Below are 18,309 nucleotides of genomic sequence, written 5' to 3' on the forward strand. Positions count from 1 at the left end.
AGCAGCGAGGTTTGGACATGAAAGAAGTCGCGATTTCCTCAAGGATCATCCAGTCCGTGTTTTTCGATCCAGCGGATGGCCAACTGCGTCTTGCGTTCAAGAACGGCGAGACGAGATTGTTCACGGGCGTCACCGAAGAGGCGGTTTCGGAGATGGTGACTGCCGAATCTCCAGGCCAGCATTATATCGACCACATCAGGACACAGTTTCGGCGTGTCGCGTAAGTGTCATCATCTGGACATTTTCGGATAGGGGAATATACTTCTTATAGCCGATGGAGGTCGGCTGGGGGGAACCTATGACGGATCGAGCATTCAGTCTTATGGTCGCGACTGAACTTTCAGCGATGTGCTGGGTCGGACTGATATTCGCTATCATCAGGTAGCGGCACAGGATATGTGTGGGAACGCCACTGTTCTGGCGTACTAAAGCGCCTGACCGTCGGCGAGAGGGTGGCGTGAGCTCTGATAACTGAGCGGTAGCCAGTTTTCCCTTTCAAAGTAGGCAGAAGTCTTCTTTTGCAGATCGGTCGCCGGCGAGGTGGCTAGGATCAGGTTGAAGCTTGCCCTGCTGGTGGGCTCTCGCGAAAAGCTCAGGACCGCGCCGAATGCCTCGAACTTGACATCCTGTAATTTCGCGATCGACCCTGCAGTCTCTTCGCTGAGATCCGTCCATCCCGCGGCGGCGACGAAGGAAGCCAGCGCAGCCGCCGTATCAGTAGCGAGCTCGCCGTTTGGCGTTGTTTTCGGATTAACAAGCTTTGCGCGGATCGTGCTGATCGCCCCTGAAGAGTTGCCGCGCACCAGGTAAAAGACGGAGCGTTTTTCGGGACCATCGGACCAGGATCGTTCAAAGGAACACTCATATGTCCCAGTCTCGAAAAGCTCTGAGCCTTCCCATTCAGAAACATCGATACGGGCTCGGCGCACCGCATCGCAATATTGACGGCCATCCCGTCGCCAAGCGCGTAGAAAGGCGCCTGCAAGCGCTGGCTCGGGAGCAGCAACGAGACGCGGAAGCAACTTGACGACACCCGGCTTGAACACTCTTCCCTGACGGAAGAGAGGCGGGGGCTGGATACTTGCCACGGAAGGCTTGTATCCGAGCTTTACCATCAGCGACTTCAAATGCTTCATGTTGTTCGACAAGAGAACGGTCGACAAGACAATCGATATTGAGAATGCAATCATCAGCCACATCACGCGTCTCCTGACTGGAGCGGGCGCAGCTTTGTCATTGCTGATGGTTTTGTTGTTCTCTGCGTTCAATTGCGCCATTCGACGTTCTTGTCACAGTGACGTTAGCGATGCTTTGCCAATTTGAAAAGCTTGGCAGGCAAGGCAGTGCTTGCGGCTTGTTCCATCAAATGAAAGAGGCCCCACGGGGGAGCCTCTTCTGGTACCGGTGTCGAATGAACGATATTAAGCAGCGTTTGCCGCTTCACGGCGACGGCGTGCCATCCAAAGCGCTGCTCCACCCATGGCCAGAGCTCCAACGCCCGCGCCAGCCTCAGGACCAGGAACAGCCACCGCTGCTCGCACGGAGACGTTATCGACCTTCGCATTGAGGCTGCTGAACGAGATGGAGTAGAGGTTGTCCGCGTCGAGTGATAGCGAAGTGGTGAACTTCCCGGCGACACCGCCAATGATGCTGTTCGATACGACGGCCATACCGGACGCAACGTCGGTGATCGAAAAGTTCAACTTCTGGATCGACTTGAAGTCGAAGGCTAGCGTGTATAGGCCGTCGGCAGCGACCGAAAAGTACTGTGCAATAACGCCGAGCGCGGTGCCATTACCGATCTTCGCTGCGTTCGAGCCATCGAGCGTGCCAATAGAACTCTTGACCTTCGACCAGTCACCCCAGCCGCTTTCGAACTTGCCATCGTTGATCTGATTTGGGGACGCGGCATTTGCCGACGTCACCACCGCGGCGACGAGCGCAGCGGCCAATGCAATTGATTTGATGCTCATGTTACTAATCTACCATGTTGGGAGCTATGGTTATCAAAGTCCTAATGCTCATAAAGGATTAGCATTGTCTAGCTATACAGGGTGACTAATGTTGGGCTAATTGGTGATTTAACAGCAACTTGAAGGCATTGTGACATCGTCACGCAGGACAGCTTTATAAAACCGCGCCACGCTCGTCGCCAGCATACCTGATATTATGAAAAAGGCCCCGAAAAGGGGCCTTTAAAAGTTAGATGAAATCCCGTTTCAGACCGCTGCAGCAACGTCCGAACGCCGCCGACGCTTCATCCAAAGTGCCATGCCGCCAAGAGCGAGAGCGCCCAGACCAGCGCCGGCTTCGGGGCCAGGAACCGCAACAGGGCCAACAACCTTTACGTTGTCAAGCAGCAGGTCGGCGCTAGCTGTCGCGCCCGAACCGATAAAGCTCAGCAGCGTCGAAGTCGAAGTCGCGGTAAAGGTAAACGCACCGGCCGAGGTCATCACGTAGTTCAGAGCCGATGTAAGTTGTCCAGTGCCGACGGTGAAGGATGACGATGAACCAGCAGCGGTTGCAGTCAGCGTCTGGGCGTTGCCGCCCTGCGAACCGAAACCACCGTAGTTGAACGAAACCGTGTAGAGCCCGCCGATAACCGTAGACAGCACCTGGGAAAGGGTGCCGCTCGGATTGTCGCCGGCGCCGAAGGCAGCGAATAGACCGGTGCCGCTATTGCCGGAGCCACCAGCGTGATCAACATAATCTTGGCTGCTCTGCGAGGTGACCGTCCCGCCGCTCACATTCCAGTCGCCAAGGCCGGAACTGAAGTTGCCGTTCTTTACGACGTCGCCATTCGCAGCAAAGCCAATCGAAGCGGATGCGAGCAACGCACTGGCCGCAACCGCCGTCATAACTGTTCTCTTCATAGGAATACCCCAATCTACAACAAAAATCTTTCGCACCGCAGCATATTTAAACAGCACCGTTAAGACAAAGTCAACCATGTTCCTCTGCATGCACTAATACATAGTTATTACGTTATTCGTGATTGTTGCTTCTTTACAAGCATATCACAAAGCATCCGATGCGTGTACTGGATTGTCACAAAGCATCGTTACGGTAGGTTTTTGAATGCCGATTAAGGCATAGTAGATCTGCTAAACCAGCCTTGCCACGTAGTAATACCTCCTACCCAATAAGACGCGAGAAATCGTGTGACTAACCACAAGGTAGCATTGCTGACAATTTGATAGCGTGCTTACATAAAGTTGGCAGCACCGCAGCCGCCAGCTTGCCCCAAAGCAGGCAGACAACCCGCCGGAACGAGACCTCCGGCGGGTTTGCTGTTCGAGTAGCCCGAATGGGTGAAGCACGCGTGCAACATCTCACGATGAGACCTTGACGAGATGAACGAATTCGCGGCGTGACAGGGTGGTCGCATCGCTCTGAGCGGTGAACAGCCAAACTATGGCCACCTCGAGCTCCGTTCCGAACATGCGCGGGCGTGGTCTCTCGCAGGCGCGGTCATCCTGCCTGCAATTTTCGCTTTCCCGGCTCATCAAATGGTAGCATTGCGCAGAAAATGGTAGTGTGCTTACTTGTTTCGTGGCAGCACCGCAAAAGCAGCCAGCCTGTACCCCATTCAGGCGCGAAGACCCGCCGTGGCCTCCATGCGCGGGTCTTTTTGCTTGCGGGCGGGAATTGGGCTGGGATGTTACTGCACCCCGTGCCAGGTAGTTGCTATAAAAAAGGGCCCATCAGATGGACCCTTTGAATATTCTAGCAGGCTCCTCAGCTTCAGGCTGCGAGCGGCTCGTCCTTACGGCGGCTCTTCATGAAGAGAGCCAATCCACCAATCGCAAAAGCGCCGAGGCCGGCACCGGCTTCTGGACCCGGAACCGGGGTGATGTTGGAAACCTTCGCTGTCGCAGTGGTGGTCACTTTGTTCGACGAGCCTGCCCATACGAGCGTGTAGGTGCCACCAGTAAGGGCCGTGAACGAGGTCCAATTCGAGGCGTCCGGCTTGCTTTTATTTGTGGTTACGCCGACGTCGGCGACGTAGTTGTTGAAGCTGTCGAAGATCGTGGCAGCCACCGACGACGTCCCCGTTACCTTAGTGAAGGCTGACGAGATGGCGCTGAGGTCAACCTGGTAGATGTTGTTTGCAATGACGCTGAACGTCCACTCAGCGTCAAAAAGTCCATTTGTCACCGTCTGCGTGTCGCTTACGGGCGCAGCAGCGAAGGCTGGCGTCGAGACCGCCAAGGCCACCGCTAGGGCAAGATACTTCGAGTTCATATGTAGTCCCCATTAGAGTCGAAAAAATACACCGCACTGCAGCAAAGCAGTAAAATTAACGAGCAGTCAACTATACAGAAAGAACTAAGTTAAACCGTATGTCGAATTCGGATTTGATCGCCGCGCTTAGGTTTCATCATATCTGGATTGCTCAACCAAAGCGCAGCGCTTAATTTCAAGAATGCCGAGCGACCGATGAACGTTGGCAAAGCGTCGAGCGTTGTGGCAAACCGGCCGGGCCGCAGCGGCGTGCTGACCGGCCTGTCAGAGTTGGACTTCCAGAAGATTTGGCCTGCACACCTAGAAGGACGATCGTTTAAGGTGCCTGCCCGAAGCAACGTGAACGGCCCGATCCTCAGGAAGTGCTAGAAAGCTCAGCCCCGGCCGGCGTCGACCATTCGCTCTATCTTCATTGCCTGCAACAGAATGACCGTCTTCATGTCAACGATTTGGCCTGAGGCAACCATCGAGAAAGCTACGTTGAACGGCATCTCGATCACCTCGATATCCTCACCTTCATCAACGAGCCCGCCGCCGGCAGTTCGTCCAATGTCGGTGAAAGTCCCGATATACATGCTGACGACCTCCGTGAGTGCCGCAGGGTTGCCGTAGGATGCCGAAACCAGGCGCAGATCGTTCACCACTATGCCGGCTTCTTCCAGCGCCTCGCGCCGTGCGCAATCTTCCGGGGGATCGCCGTCAAGAACGCCGGCGCAAGCCTCCAGAATGTAGGGATCGCTATTGTTGATAAGCAGGGGCGGGCGAAATTGGCGAACGAGCACGACAGTATCGCGTTCGGGATTATGTAAGAGAACGGCCGCCGCCTGGCCTCGATCATATACCTCTCGGGATATTTCGGCGCTGCTTCCGTCGGGACGACGATAGCGTAAGGTGTGTTCCGTTAGCGTTCCCCACGCTTTGCAGAGTAACTGCGAGGAGAGAATGGCTGCCGACAAGGACTTTGCTCCAATTGAATTCTTGGGCACGCTAGGAAAGATAGACGCAGAAATAGTCAACAGCCAACCGCATCAAGCCCGCTTGGGTTTTAGTCGTGTTGGCGCGTAAAAGCCGGTTTTCTCTCTGTCTAATCGATAAAAGCCCAGAAAAGGGCGGCTGCAAATTAACTTCAACTAATGGTTTGCGTTGACACTTTGTTAAGCTTCAGGCTTTGCTAATTTTGTGCGGATCGATCAACCTGCGTATCTTGGGGAATAAAGTGACACGGAAATTTCTTGCCAAAGCAATCTTGGCCACAGCGCTGTTCGCAGCGGCGTTGCCTATATCTGGCGCTTATGCCGAAGATATCGATCTGAGCACGCTGCACCTGAACAATGGCGCAACGTCGAGCGCGAATGACCTCAATGTCGGCAACGGCACAGGATTCACCTCGATGTCAGCCTTTGTTCCGACACCTTACGCGACCGAAGGCCTGAGCTTCAACGGCTCCTTCGATCTCAATCTGTCACGTGTCGGCACGAGCGGCCTACAGGCGGACGGTGCGTCCTTCATTATTCAAAACGACGGCGCCGGCGTTAACGCGCACGGCGGCGAAGGCGGTAACATTGGTGCCTATTACTTGGCCAATGCACTTGGCATCGGCTTCCAGAGCTGGGCGAACGACGCTGTGTTTATCTTCACGACGGCGACCTTTCCGTCCGCTGCAGAGGCGGCGCAGAACGAAAATGGCGGCAACGGCAACTTTTCGCTTGGCGCAAACCAGACGAACCTGATTTCGGTTGCGTTCAGCTACGCAAACGACCTTTTCAGCTTCACGGCCACGAACGCCAGTACCGGACAGTCGATTTCCAAGAGCCTGAATTTCGATCTGACTGATCTCGGTCAGAACGTCTTCATTGGCTTCACCGGTGGCACCGGCGGTGCTTCTGCTTACCAGAACATCTCGAACTTCAAGCTTGATACAAGCTATGCGCCGACGGCTGTTCCTGGTCCGGAAGCCGGAGCGGGCCTCGGTGCGCTGGCCATAGGCGGCATCGCTTTCTGGGCCAAGCGCCGGCGCAAGATCGAAGGCGCCACGGCTTAGGCTTCTGACTGAAATCTCAAACTTGGCTCCAGCAATGGGGCCATTTTTGTTTTGGACCTCGTGTAATGTTGCGACAATTGAGCTTCCGCCCATTTACGCACGGGACGAGCGCCGGCCGGCCCCAATCGGGGCCTTGACCGCCAACTGCCTCGACCTGCGTCGAAGGATAGGGTTGGCGATGGCGTTGAGCGAAATGCTCAGCTCCAGCTTCGATGTCAGGGATAACGGATCGACCGCTAAAACGGGCGCGGAAAAATAAGAAGGTCTTCCGCCACCCGAACATGACCCGGTAACCTAGACAGAATTACCAGTGAGCCAATGGAACCACTGATGCTTGAGCGAGATGCTCCGAGCGGCGAGCGCCGTTTCCATCCGGCCTAGTCCGGGCATCATCCGTTCTTTATCGGTGGAAGGACTTCGAAACGGATGAGCGTAGAGATGCCATCTGACAGGACGCCATCGCACAGGACTGCAAATGAAGGAAGGCCCCGTCACCGGAGCCTCCAAATCATCCCACTGCAGCAATTGCCTTAGGCAGTTGCGCTCTCGTCCTTACGGCGACGCTGCAGGTAAAGGGCCACGCCACCGAGGGCAAGGGCACCAAGGCCAGCACCAGCTTCAGGGCCCGGGACCGGAGCAACACCGTTGTAAATCGCAGCGGCGGCCCCCGAGGACGAGCCCGTTGAGTAGCCGAGAATTGAGATCTTGTATGTTCCTGCGTCAAGGTGAAAATTGTTCACGGCGTCGAACAAAGTCGGCGATAGCTTATCGGTGAGGAGGGTCAGTTCCTGAATCGTTGCGCCCGAACTGTTTATCAGCTGGGCAGTAAAGCTACCAAAATTGAAATTGGCGCCTAGCGCAGTAGCCGCAATACCGAATGTGTACCAGCCATCACCCAGCGTATACGTATGCTCGTTTGACGCGATCCCATTCTTGGCCGGCTTGATAAAGACCTCTTGATCGATCCACGTTCCAAAGGCCGGAACCGTGCTGGGATCGGAGCTTGGTGCAGCGAAAGCAGGCGCAGAGAACGCCATGGCCACAGAAAGCGCCAGATATCGAAGTTTCATAGTGTTCCCCATGGAGCGAAATGATTTACCGCAGGGTAGGAAAGCCTCAGATTTAACTTTACGTCAACTATAACAGTTAGCTGAAGTTAACGCTGAAGAGGCTTTTACTGGGGTGTTGCCAATGTGCTTCACCCAAAAGGGGTAGAATTGAGTGTCGCCGCGGGCGAGGTTGTTGCGGCGAACTTCAGTGCGAGGCTGGACCGAGCCTGCGACAGCTAAATGGCGTGGCGTGGCGCGAAACAACATGCTTGGTGAACTTCAGCATCCGAGATTCCTCAACCCCAACGTGTGCACAGCCATCAGAGCAGCAATGTCAAACTGACATTCAATTGAAATGGTGTTGCGCGGCGGTCGACATGCTCTGCCACGCCGTTAACCTCCTGACAGTTTCTACTTTGACTTTTTAGTTGCGTAGACGCTAACTCGCCTGAGGGTGGCAAGGGGTCAAGTGTCGTGCGTAGTCTAAGTATTGTAGTCGCGGGGTTGTTTCTGCTGCCAGCGTTGCAGGCCGCCGCGGCAGATATTCAAATCGAAAAGCTGAAGGATGACTTGTCCCTGATTGCCGTCACTGGCGAGTTCGCCGAGGGTGACGACATCAGGTTCAAGAATCTCGCTATATCCACCGACAATGCGGTCGTCTTTCTGAGCAGTCCGGGCGGCCTGGCTGGTGTGGGCATGGAAATTGGTCGGACCATTTCGATCAAGGGGTTTTCGACCGCGGTTGGCGAAAATGCGATTTGCGCATCCTCCTGCGGGTTCGCCTGGCTGGCAGGTAAGCATAGGTTCATAACGTCCACCTCAAAGGTCGGGTTTCATGCTGTCTTCACGGACACATTGGGCCAGCAGGATGTCAGCAGCGCAGGCAACGCGCTCGTTGGTTCCTATCTCCAGCAATTGGGGCTCGGTGCAAATGTCATCGTCTATGTCACGGACGCCGCCCCCGCATCGATGCAATGGTTGACTGCGGAAGATGCCAAGAGGATTGGGCTCGATATCGACCTGCTCGATGGTGCAACTTCAAGCCGCGAAAACGATCCGGTGCCATTTGGGGGCAATGCGGCCGCAAGCTACGCGCCCACCACGGTCACGGTCACTCCCGCACCACAGCCCCAGGATCCGCCATGGCGGCTGTTCGAGCATACGGATCTCCCGGGCTATGATTTGCCTGACATGCCGCTTGACCTCTTCACGGTCGAAGATTGCCAAATGGAATGCGACGGCAATGATCGTTGCCGCGCCTTCACATTCAACGAGGCGCATAACAAATGTTTCCTCAAGGGTATGGCGACGGAGGCGATGCAGTATTCGGGCGCGGTGTCCGGCTACAAGGGTGGGACGACGGACATCAGGCGTGTCGGCCGGGATTTCGGCCCTTCTCTGGCGTTCCGCACGAGCAAGAATGTCGAGATCGTCGGCCGTCCTTTCGCCAAGCTGAGTGGCGCAACGCTCGATTCCTGCCAGGACCAATGTGTGCTGACGCCATCCTGCCAAGGCTTCAACTACTACCGCAACGGTATGTGCCTGATGCTACCCGCTCGCAAGCCGACACGGAGCAACTTGCTCTCTACCGCAGGGAGCCGATCGAATTGAGAGCCGTGCTGACCGGAATGTCGATCCTTGCAGCCGCGGGACTGCTTGCCACCCCCTTGGCTGCAAACACTCCGTGCAGCGGTCGAATAGGCGGTATTGACCACTGCCAAGGCTCAACGTTCATCTGTCGTGACGGATCAGTGAGCGGGAGCACAAAGTCGTGCGAGGCGACGATAGGCTCTTTCGGGCTGCTCAGTTCCGAGGCCGAAGAGATGGAGCCGGCTTCCGCGGGGGACTGTTCCTGCCGTGGCGGCGCGTATTGCAGCGGTCCGAGAGGAGGGCACTACTGTCTGACGGACAGCGGGACGAAGAGCTATTTGAGGAAGTGATCGCAGGATCGCGCTGATATCCTGTCGAAAAATCGACCAAGCTCTTCCTGAGCTTACGCCCACGTAACTGTATTCTAGCCATGGTGTGCAAACTGCGCGTGGACGGAGCCACCTTGTCGTCCTCAACACATAGTGCAGGCAGTCGATTTCACCCTTTCAACGGCGCGACAGCCTTCGCGGTCCGTACAGAAGACCTCCGAAATGGCCGGAACGATATTAACTTTAGAAATAGCTTATGGTTGACAAAAGCTTAGTCCGGGCGTCTTTGCCATCAGAAACAAAAGCATGCTGGGGAAGTCTTTTTATGCACAAGCTTGGTCTATCGATCGCTGGAATTATCGTTGCTCTGAGCCTTGGGGGCACGGCAGAAGCCAGCTGTAGCGGAGGCGTGGGTTCAACGGACCTTTCCTGCACATCAAATGCCGGCACGCTCAATGATTTCAAGACCTGGGCACAATCGGTTTATCTCCCAGCGGCCATTGCCAAGGCAATGTCGACTTTTTCGATCGCCTTTGCAGCGGCGAACGACCCCAATATGTTTGGTTATAGTCAGGTTGCTGATGAGTGGGGATCGTACTCCAACAGGTCGATGTTCACATCGAACCTGAATTTCAGCAGGTCGCCATGGTATGTTGCGAACAGCACCACAACGACAAAGGGGTCACTTTCGGATTTCATCGTTGACGGGCTGACTGCAAACAACTTCGGGGCTAACGCGTGGCTTGAGCTAAATTGGACTGGTACAGTCTCTCAGGTGATCGACGGCGCTACGAATTATCTTGCTCAGTACAACTATACTTTCCACGCCGATTCCTGGGCCGGTTCTTTCGCGAATGGAACGATCAGTCTCAACGGTAATGGCACCCACAACCTCACAAAGAGCGTGCAGGCAGTACCCGGGCCTGAGGCGGGAGCGGGGATAACCGGCCTTGCTTTCTGTGCAATGACCCTTTGGGTCAAGCGACGTCGCGCTATACATATAGCCTGAAACGTTCGACTGTGCTTCTTAGAGGCCACTTAGGCAGCCAAGTGAAACTCTTAGATCTTGACGACACGTCGGCATAATCGCGTTCCCTCCTCCGAACTCCCAGCCGTCAACCAGCTACCGGATCTGGCCGCGGGAGCGAAGATGAAACAGGTTCTTCTGATCGGTATCCATCCCGACGCTTGATACCGCAAAATCGAGGATTCCACCCCCTTTGGCGATCGAAATGACATTGTCGATATGCGTGCGGGCCGCAATCTTTTCGTCGCGCAGTCCAGCCAGTAGCGACGGATCCGACGCTGTCACGCCCACGACTCCCCGCGTGGACGTGGAGACGTCACTTGGAGGCCGCTGCGACTGTATTGTGATTGACGGGTGGAATTCGGATCTTACCCAACAAGCCCGAGCTATTCGAGCTGATCGTGCACACCGTGATCCGCGTTGCAACAGGGACGCCGATCTCTATCAATACCGCGGCTGAAAACAGCGCCGAAGCCGCAGCCCGATGCCTGGATTAAGCCGAAGACGACGGCGACAGAGAAAGTGCAATATATTGCCAGATTAGCGAGTGAACGCGTCACCTAACTGGATAACTCCAACAGAACACGCCTACCGCAGGATCTGCGGCGAGGGAGCGACGATCATCCGGCGTAAGGATGGGTAACGCCTCAAACCTCAACTATACGCGAAGCTGGAAGTGCTGGTGGAGCGTTGTCTTCTAAGACAGGCGGAGGTCCGATCTCCTCGTCAGACCGGACCTTCCCAACTGCCTTTCATTGAAGCGCAGCTGCGGACTTTTATGCGGCCGGTAACTGACCGCCAACTAGGGTTGCTCGCGTGTCCCCGGCGAAGCTTCGCGCTGATCAGCATCCTCAAGGTCGGTTGCTACGACAAAGGCGTCGGTATGTTGGCGTGACGCCTCCCGCAGTGCTTCAAGGCTCGGGTGATCGTCTGGGAAGGTTTCGTTAGCGTGCTCTACAGGCGCGTCGATTTCTCCGCGCGGGCGCGGAGCCTCGGTATCCGTTTTGGTTTCGGACGTTTCGGTGCTTCCGACAAGAGGCTCAATCCTTGGCTGCTCCCTGGCTGGCGCAATGTCAGGCATCCCGGCGATTGTCGTGGTTCTCTCGGTCATCAAAGATCTCCTTTCCATGATAACGACGGGTCTCCAGATGGGTTCCGGGCCTGCAGCACGATTGCGACCGTGGCCACGACGCGTTGAGCGCCGCTTCCAAGACAAAACCAGCTGGTGGAAGCACCCCGCGCCAAGTCCTCCGCTGATGGATACGCTGATGGCGACCGACAGCGACTGGAAAGCGTGCCGCAAGGCTCGGAGAAATATGCTCCTTCGGGCTTGGCCTTTGATCAAGGAAACATATCTCTATGGTTGAGCGGAGCTACAACCCCCTCGTTGCTCAGTTCCCTTGTGCTCACTCCCTAGCTTCACCTTAGCGCCATCTCTACTGGTGCTATTTTTGAGCACAATCCCGGCAGTCGCTCCGCAAATCCTGCAAGTCAACTGCGGATACTTGAGCCGGGCAAGGTGTGCGACGGCCTCGGCCCCGAATGCGTTACAGATGTTGCTACCTGATTATGTGCCGGCTTGCGCATGGCAGGGCAGTTGAATTGCAGAAAATCCTCACCCGGGCTTTCATTAGCGCCTTCTTCCTTAGCGCGCCGATGCGCAGGCCGATGATCGATCTGTCGCCCCGTCGGGACGCGGATTCTGCGCGCCATCCGGCGCCGAACGTCCAATATCGGCAATGACCGGAAGATGGTTTGATCCATACATCGGACCCGTCCGTCGATCACTGACGGCTAACGCAGCGGAAACCGCGACATGGTCGATCGTCGAACCGAGGTAGAAATAAGGATACAGTTTCAGGCTGAAGCGGCTTGTTATCCAGGGATCACCGTCACCCGCAACGGCAAGGCCCGTTTTCTTCAAAACATCCCTGTAGAAACCGGAGGCGCGTGGTGTGTTCCAGTCGCCTGCGACGACGACGTCGGAAGCAGGAAGATCTGATCTAACGCTGCTTGCCAATGTTTTCAGATGGAGATTCCGCTCATGCCATTGCTGAAGAGATCGCGGTGTGTCCGGATGGATTGCGTAAAGGACGAGAGGGCGGTTCCAGCCACCGAGCTCGAGGCGCACGGGGTGCTTGTGGAACTGCCCGCCAATCGCGGGGCCCGATACCATGCTCTCACGCAGGATCGGAAACCTCGAGAACACCTTGACCCGATCATAGGTCATCAGGTCCCGGGTCGTTTCATATGGAAAAAGGCCAAGATTGCGGATTGGGTCCTGCCATGTGTCCAGCGTCTCCTGCAGCACCAGAAGATCCGGTTGTTCCTTTTTTATAAACGCTAGAAACTGATCCGGACCGTCTGTGTTTTCGATGAAAAGGTTGGCCGTCACAACACGAAAACTGCATCGAGCGGCCGTTTGGGCCACCGGGACAGCAGCATAGGGATAGATCGATATCACGAGAGCCGAGAGAGTTATCGCAACCGCGAGCTTCGCTTTCGTTAATGACGCGGCAACGAGAAGCACCAGTCCTGCCGCCACAACATATTGCCACGCAAATGTCAGTAGATCGAGTAGCCAGTACTGCTCGGAAAACGCAACGACGGCAATCACCATGCCTGCGTATAAGATGGCGGACGCGAGTACCGTCACTGTCAGTGCCTTGCGCATTCAAGTCCCATGGGTTTGAGAACGTGCCCATCAGCTATCCGAAAGGCGGCAGGAAGTAACGGACTGTCTCACATTTGGTGTAAACGAAAAAGCTGGGAGCAGGCGTCTTCGCGACGGCGCCATGGAAGAGGTCGTTGGGCGCATGCACTGACGCCAAACCTCGTCAGGTCTTCTCGGCTCGAAGACGGATCGCCCGCGCGGTCCAGGCTCAGACCACACCGTGGCGGCCATCATGACGGTGAGCCGATCATCAACGGTTTCTTGTCGAGCCCCTTCTTCATCAGCACCCCGGTATCCGGCCCAAACTGTGCATAGATCGGCATGATGCTGGCGCCGAGTGCCGAACCCCGCGCACCGAGATTGCCGGCTGTAATCTTGGGAGCAATGAGCCCGGGGGGAAGCATCTGGGTGAAACAGGCCCGCACGCGGCTGACCGTGTCGAGAAGGAGAGGTGAGGGGAGTAACCCGTCAATCACGATGGCTTCGACATCGACGACGGCGATACTGCCGATGATGGCCTGGGCAAGCGCGTCGGCACAATCGTCCTGCCATTCTTCGACGAACCTTCGGGCTTGTGCCGGCATCGGGTCCAGGTCACGGACGCGGCTGATGTCGATGCCATTGGTCTTCAGGTGATGGATCAGCGTGTAGATCGAAGCGCGGTGGAGGAGCACTTCAAACCTGCCAGCGGGCTTCGGAACGGAACTCAGGTTTGAATGGGTTACCGGAAATGGCCCAAAAGCAGCAGTGTTGCCGTTCGGCCCGGTCTGCAGCGTACCGTCAAGAACGAGCCCGGCGCCGACGAAGGTGCTAAGCGATATATGCAGGAAGTCGGTAAACTGCTGTCCGAGCCCGAAGACGAGTTCGGCGACCGCCGCTGCCGACGCATCGTTTTCGATCATCACGGGCAGTACATAGGTTTCGACGAAATGCGCCTTCAGGTCGAATTGGCGCCAGGCCAGCTGAACATCGCCTGGAAAGCCAAGTTCTTCATCCCAGCCGCCGATGAAATATGGCGCCGAGACGCCGATACCCGTGAGGCGGAGGCTTGGTTGCGGCCCCAACTGCTTCTTGAACCTGTTGACTGCACTGGCTGCCAGCCGCTTGACCGTGTCCGGATCCGGATGGTCGTAGTCATGTGTTTCATAGGCTACGCTTTTGCCGGCAAAATCGATCAGGATGGCATCCATCGACCGCCTGCCGATGTGAAAGCCGATTGAATAGGCACCATCGCTTGCCAGAGCATACATGGCAGATGGCTGCCCTTTGCCGCCGTAGCGCCGCCCGTTCTCCACGAGATAGCCACCAAGAACCAGCGCATCGACGATGCCCGCGACAGCAGGGGGGGTCAGATGGGCAAAGCGGGCAATTTCTGCCTTGGAAGCCTGGCCGAAGCGGCGCACCGCGTCCAGAACAACACGCTCGTTGTAGTGCCGTAACTGTACCGAGTTGCTGCCTTTGCCCGCCATGTTCCCCACCAGTATCGATGTTTCAAAAAATGCAGCCTGCTTTATCTAAGAAGCCCTATCCGCCACCCTTGATTTGCACAAGGCCTTGACGGCTAGCCCGCGCGGGTGACCTCCGACAGATTGCCCTTGACGTGTTCGCATTACAATTATATTAAATTGCTTTAATTAATCCCAGTGGGAGTTGGGATTTCTTTTGACGACTGAGAGGAGACGCCACCATATGCATGATCGCTATCCATTCCATGATCTGAACGGACTGGCCGGCGGCAATGCTTGACGTGGCAAACATGACTGCTTCCCAAGCCGCTGGGACGGTCGTCGCATCGCTCGAAAACGTGACCAAGGTTTTCGGGGGAACGGCAGCCGTCTCCAACGTTTCGATCGAGCTGCGTGCCGGCGAAGTGCTGGCGCTTCTGGGCGAGAACGGTGCAGGCAAAAGCACCTGCGTAAAACTGCTGGCTGGCGTCCATCATCCTGACCATGGCCGCGTTCTGATGCGGGGAGAGCCCCAGGCATTCTCTTCGCCGCTGGAAGCGCAAAAAGCCGGCATCGCGGTGATGCACCAGCATCCGGGATTGTTTCCTGATCTCAGCATCGCCGAAAACCTGTTCATTGGGCAGACCGGACTTCGCTTGAGGCTCGATCGCCGGCAGATTGAGGCAGACGCCCGCCGGTTGCTGGCAATCGTTGGTCTCACCGTCGATGTGACGGCCCCGCTGTCCGGCCTCAGGACGTCTGAACAGCAACTGGTCGAAATTGCCAGGGCGCTTTCTCTTGACGCGTCGGTGCTGATCATGGACGAGCCGACCGCAGCGCTGTCGCAAAGGGAAGTCGAGCGGCTGTTTTCCGTGGTCGACAGCTTGCGAGCGCGCGGCGTCGCCATGATGTTTGTTGGCCATCGCATGGACGAGATCTATCGGATTGCCGACAGGATCGCCGTTTTGCGCGACGGAAAGCATGTTGGTACAGAACCGGCATCGGACCTGTCGCGCGAGCGGGCCGTACAGATGATGGTCGGCCGGTCGCTCGATGGTCTTTACCCTCGCCATTCAACGGCGCCGGGTGCAGTCGTCCTCAGCATCAAGGGTCTTGCCAGGGACGGCGCATTTCGTGGTGCGACGTTCGATGTCCGGGCAGGCGAAATCCTGGGTCTGGGCGGCCTTGTCGGCAGCGGCCGGACCGAAATCGCCCGTGTTCTCTTCGGTATCGACCAGCCGAGCGCAGGATCTATCGAAATCGACGGACGTCCGAGGCAGTTTTCCTCGCCGAAGGATGCGATGGAACAGGGGATTGCCTATGTCTCCGAAGACCGGATCGGTCAAAGCCTGGTCATGGATTTCCCGATCCTGACCAATGCGACGCTGACGGTTCTCGACGAAACCACCTCGACACGCCTGATATCCCGGCGAAAGGAGATCGGGATCGCCGAGCCTTTTCTGTCGCGCCTGCGCCTCAGGTTCAGCTCCTACGATCAGCCGGTCAGCGCCCTGTCTGGGGGCAATCAGCAGAAGGTGGTTCTGTCCAAATGGCTGGCGACCAAGCCGCGCCTGCTCATTCTCGACGAGCCGACCCAGGGTATCGACGTCCAGACGAAGGCAGACGTCCACGCCATGATGGCAGATCTTGCCAGCCAGGGCATGGCAATCATCCTGATATCGTCGGAACTTCCAGAACTCCTTGGAATGTCGGACAGGATCGTGGTCCTTAGGGAAGGTAGCGTCACGGCCGAGTTTTCCAGGCAGGAAGCAAGCCAAGAAAAGATTATCGCCGCCGCAACCGACGCTGTCGTCAGCAAGGTCGATGGCGGCATCGTTGCGCGTCCATCTCAGGACGGCACCTCACAGCCTGACCATCGCGAGACTGCGTCCCCAAAGAGCATGCTTGCGCGCCGAGAGCTTGGCCTTCTGGCGGCTATTGCTGCCGTTGTCATACCGGTCTCGATCCTGAACGTGCGAATGCTGAGCGGAGCCAATCTGTCCGCACTTGCCATGGATGCCGGACTGCTTATGATCGTGGCACTGGCGCAGATGCTTGTGATCGTGACCCGCAGCATTGACCTTTCGGTTGCGGCGATCATCGGTCTGGCTGCCTATGGCGCGGCCTCGACGCTTCATGCCCATCCAGAGATCGGTGTTTTTGGCGGCGTCTTGCTGGCATGTGCGATCGGCCTGGCGGCAGGGCTGTTGAACGGGCTGATCGTCACCTACGGACGGGTCCCTGCAATCGTTGTCACTCTCGGGACGATGTCCGTCTTCAGGGGCGTGAACAGTCTCTGGGCAGCCGGCACTCAGGTCAGTGCGGACCAGGTGCCACAGTCATGGCTGGACATGACGGCAACCGAAATCCTCGGCATTCCTGCCGTTCTCATCATCGCCGTCCTGACCCTTGGCGCAGTCGGCTATTTCCTGAGATCGACCTCGATCGGGCGTGAGTTCTACGCGATCGGATCCAATCCGGATGGTGCGAAACTGATCGGCATTCCAGCGCGATCCCGTGTATTGCTTGCCTTTTGCATGTCAGGTCTGCTTGCCGGTTTCGATGGCGCGCTCTGGGCATCGCGCTATGCCACCGTCGATGCGCGCGTCGCATATGGATTTGAGCTGACGGTCATTGCCGCCGTTGTCGTTGGCGGGGTTGCCGTTCGCGGCGGCTCGGGCACGGTCCTAGGCGTGGCTGCAGGAGCATTGATGCTTCTGGTCATCAACAATGGATTGACGCTGGTGCGTGTCGATCCGCTTTGGCTTCAGGGTGTCTACGGTCTTGTCATCCTGATTGCCATCGGCATCGACGCCTATGTGGCACGTCGGGCAACCGGGAAACATCAGGGGGTTGGGCAATGAGCGAGAGCCGCACGCAGGGACCTGACTTTATCAGCCGCTTTGCAAACTGGGATAATTTCCTCGCAGTACTGACGGTGATCGTCGTTGTCTACGCCGTAGCAGGCGTCGACAATTTCACGTCCGCATTCAATATTTCGCAAGCGATTGCCGGCATTTCCGAACGCGCGCTCATCGTCTTGCCAATGGTACTTTTGATCATTGCGCGCGAAATCGATCTGTCCGTCGGAAGCATCCTGGCGCTGACAAGCGTTCTGTTCGGCCTTCTGGTCCAATCAGGCATGCCTCTCGTTTTTGCAATTCCGTTGACACTGATTGCCGGCGGGCTGTGCGGGGCTTTCAATGGCATTCTGGTGACGGCGCTCGGGCTGCCATCGCTGGTGGTGACCCTTGGCACAATGGCTCTCTTTCGAGGCATCGGCTATATTCTCCTGGGGTCAGGATCGATCAACGAATTTCCGGATAGCTTCCTTGATTTCGGGATAGACACGCTTGGCAACTCGCCGATCCCGGAAACGATCGTCCCATTCCTGATCCTTGCCCCGATCTTTGCCGTGATCCTGCAAAAAATGCCGCTTGGACGACGCATCTATGCGGTCGGCGGCAGCCCGGATGCTGCCCGTTACTCCGGCATTCGCCTCGCACGGTTGGTCTTCGGTCTTTTTGTGACATCAGGCGTCGTCTGTGCCGCAGCCGGCATGGTCTACACGGCACGCCTGGCCAATGCGCGGGCAAACAACGCGCTCGGGATCGAGCTCGATGTGATCACCATCGCACTGCTCGGAGGCATCAGTGTCTTTGGCGGGCGGGGCAAACTGACGGGCGTGCTGTGGGCGCTCTTATTGGTCGCCACCATCAGAAACGTGCTCGGCCTTCTGCAGATCGGCGGGGATGCACAGGGCACTGTCATCGGCCTGCTTCTGATCCTGTCGCTCGTTGCCAGCAACGCGGCCGAACGTGTCTTTGCCAGAGCCAGACTTCGCAAGTTCGACATCAAACCAGGCAAGTAGTTTCCGGGACTGGCCTGTCCACATCGTACCGGATCCAT

At 56.8% G+C, this 18,309-nt stretch carries 16 protein-coding genes; 6 read left to right on the forward strand and 10 right to left on the reverse strand.

Annotated elements, in window-relative coordinates; genetic code table 11:
* Positions 1-17: 17 nt before the first annotated feature.
* The gene (locus AC1DNK_RS26505; protein WP_477944079.1) at positions 18-224 is read left to right on the forward strand and encodes a KTSC domain-containing protein; all 207 of its coding nucleotides are present in this window, start codon (positions 18-20) and stop codon (positions 222-224) included.
* Between the two features lie 201 nt (positions 225-425).
* Here AC1DNK_RS26505 and AC1DNK_RS26510 read toward each other — a convergent pair whose 3' ends face one another.
* The 5 genes from AC1DNK_RS26510 to AC1DNK_RS26530 all read right to left on the reverse strand — a co-directional run bounded on the left by AC1DNK_RS26510 (position 426) and on the right by AC1DNK_RS26530 (position 5,201).
* Positions 426-1,277: a DUF6030 family protein gene (locus AC1DNK_RS26510; protein ID WP_477944080.1), complete on the reverse strand. Its 852-nt coding sequence runs from the start codon at positions 1,275-1,277 to the stop codon at positions 426-428.
* A 144-nt stretch (positions 1,278-1,421) separates the two neighbouring features.
* Positions 1,422-1,973 (reverse strand): hypothetical protein, encoded by a 552-nt coding sequence (locus tag AC1DNK_RS26515; protein WP_477944081.1) that lies wholly within the window; start codon positions 1,971-1,973, stop codon positions 1,422-1,424.
* Positions 1,974-2,219: 246 nt separating this feature from the next.
* The gene (locus tag AC1DNK_RS26520) at positions 2,220-2,951 is read right to left on the reverse strand and encodes a carbohydrate binding domain-containing protein (protein WP_477944082.1); all 732 of its coding nucleotides are present in this window, start codon (positions 2,949-2,951) and stop codon (positions 2,220-2,222) included.
* Between the two features lie 793 nt (positions 2,952-3,744).
* A complete protein-coding gene (locus AC1DNK_RS26525) occupies positions 3,745-4,245 on the reverse strand; it encodes a hypothetical protein (protein WP_477944083.1) in 501 nt (166 codons plus the stop codon).
* Between the two features lie 374 nt (positions 4,246-4,619).
* Positions 4,620-5,201, reverse strand: coding sequence for an NUDIX domain-containing protein (locus AC1DNK_RS26530; protein ID WP_477944084.1), 582 nt, complete (start codon positions 5,199-5,201; stop codon positions 4,620-4,622).
* 221 nt (positions 5,202-5,422) lie between these two features.
* Between AC1DNK_RS26530 and AC1DNK_RS26535 the strand changes: the two genes are divergently transcribed.
* On the forward strand, positions 5,423-6,286 hold the full coding sequence (locus tag AC1DNK_RS26535; protein WP_477944085.1) for an L-type lectin family protein: 864 nt from the start codon (positions 5,423-5,425) through the stop codon (positions 6,284-6,286).
* A gap of 530 nt (positions 6,287-6,816) precedes the next feature.
* Here AC1DNK_RS26535 and AC1DNK_RS26540 read toward each other — a convergent pair.
* A complete protein-coding gene (locus AC1DNK_RS26540; RefSeq protein WP_477944086.1) occupies positions 6,817-7,356 on the reverse strand; it encodes a hypothetical protein in 540 nt (179 codons plus the stop codon).
* A 483-nt stretch (positions 7,357-7,839) separates the two neighbouring features.
* On the opposite strand from AC1DNK_RS26540, the gene AC1DNK_RS26545 reads away from it, so the two are divergent.
* Positions 7,840-8,946: a PAN domain-containing protein gene (locus AC1DNK_RS26545; protein ID WP_477944087.1), complete on the forward strand. Its 1,107-nt coding sequence runs from the start codon at positions 7,840-7,842 to the stop codon at positions 8,944-8,946.
* A gap of 633 nt (positions 8,947-9,579) precedes the next feature.
* A complete protein-coding gene (locus AC1DNK_RS26550; RefSeq protein WP_477944088.1) occupies positions 9,580-10,263 on the forward strand; it encodes a hypothetical protein in 684 nt (227 codons plus the stop codon).
* 114 nt (positions 10,264-10,377) lie between these two features.
* On the opposite strand, the gene AC1DNK_RS26555 is transcribed toward AC1DNK_RS26550, so the two are convergent.
* From AC1DNK_RS26555 to AC1DNK_RS26570, 4 genes are all read right to left on the reverse strand, one after another.
* Complete coding sequence (locus AC1DNK_RS26555) at positions 10,378-10,566, reverse strand: hypothetical protein (RefSeq protein WP_477944089.1); 189 nt, start codon at positions 10,564-10,566, stop codon at positions 10,378-10,380.
* A gap of 517 nt (positions 10,567-11,083) precedes the next feature.
* Positions 11,084-11,392, reverse strand: coding sequence for a hypothetical protein (locus tag AC1DNK_RS26560; protein ID WP_477944090.1), 309 nt, complete (start codon positions 11,390-11,392; stop codon positions 11,084-11,086).
* A gap of 534 nt (positions 11,393-11,926) precedes the next feature.
* Positions 11,927-12,955, reverse strand: a complete 1,029-nt coding sequence (locus AC1DNK_RS26565; RefSeq protein WP_477944091.1) for an endonuclease/exonuclease/phosphatase family protein — start codon at positions 12,953-12,955, stop codon at positions 11,927-11,929.
* Between the two features lie 230 nt (positions 12,956-13,185).
* Positions 13,186-14,424, reverse strand: a complete 1,239-nt coding sequence (locus AC1DNK_RS26570; RefSeq protein ID WP_477944092.1) for an ROK family protein — start codon at positions 14,422-14,424, stop codon at positions 13,186-13,188.
* Positions 14,425-14,711: 287 nt separating this feature from the next.
* Between AC1DNK_RS26570 and AC1DNK_RS26575 the strand changes: the two genes are divergently transcribed.
* Positions 14,712-17,264, forward strand: coding sequence for an ATP-binding cassette domain-containing protein (locus AC1DNK_RS26575; protein WP_477944093.1), 2,553 nt, complete (start codon positions 14,712-14,714; stop codon positions 17,262-17,264).
* Entirely contained in the window at positions 17,261-18,271 is a 1,011-nt protein-coding gene (locus AC1DNK_RS26580; protein ID WP_477944094.1) for an ABC transporter permease, read from the forward strand. Before AC1DNK_RS26575 ends, AC1DNK_RS26580 begins: the two co-directional genes overlap by 4 nt.
* Positions 18,272-18,309 lie beyond the last annotated feature (38 nt).

The organism is Rhizobium sp. 01N424, assembly GCF_056399485.1.